Annotated in this window: 1 protein-coding gene; it reads left to right on the forward strand. The window is 48.3% G+C overall.

Features of this window, described 5'->3' with window-relative positions; all coding sequences use genetic code 11:
- The coding region (locus SCA31_RS22465; protein ID WP_410699275.1) for a hypothetical protein at positions 1–576 on the forward strand (576 nt) is incomplete at both ends.

A 576-nucleotide genomic window follows, 5' to 3' on the forward strand; every position in this document is an offset into this window, starting at 1 on the left:
GTTTTCCCAGATAAAGGCACAGACCTTATTGACAGAGAGCTTCAATTATCCCCCCGGCAGCTTGCTCACGGCTAACACGTGGACAGCACTTGCAGGAACCGGGACCAATAATATTACCGTTTCCAGTGGTAATCTTGCCTCGGCAGGATCCATTGGTAATGGAATGGGCAACAAGGTCCCATTGGCCAATAACGGACAGGATGTCTATCGTGCCTTTACCACCACTACAGCTCCTGTATACTCTTCACTTATCGTGAACGTTTCAGCGGCCAATGCCGTAGGAGATTTCTTTTACTCCATTGGAACGAGTACTGTCCCTGCGGGTACAGTGGGGGCGAAGCTATTTGTTAAGTCAAATGGTACAGGCTTCAGCTTTGGAGTCCTGAGGGGTTCCGGAGGAACTCCTGTGTATGAAAGTACGGTAAGGCCATTCAATAGTGATATAATGGTGGTTTTAAAATATGAGGTTGTGGCAGGAGCTACCAATGATGCCGTAAAGCTTTATGTTAACCCTTCCCTGTCATCAGAGCCAGGGACTGCCGATGTTGAATATTCTGCCTCTGTTGGAGCGGATAC

Source organism: Chryseobacterium sp. SIMBA_028, assembly GCF_046535285.1.
GTDB lineage: Bacteria > Bacteroidota > Bacteroidia > Flavobacteriales > Weeksellaceae > Chryseobacterium.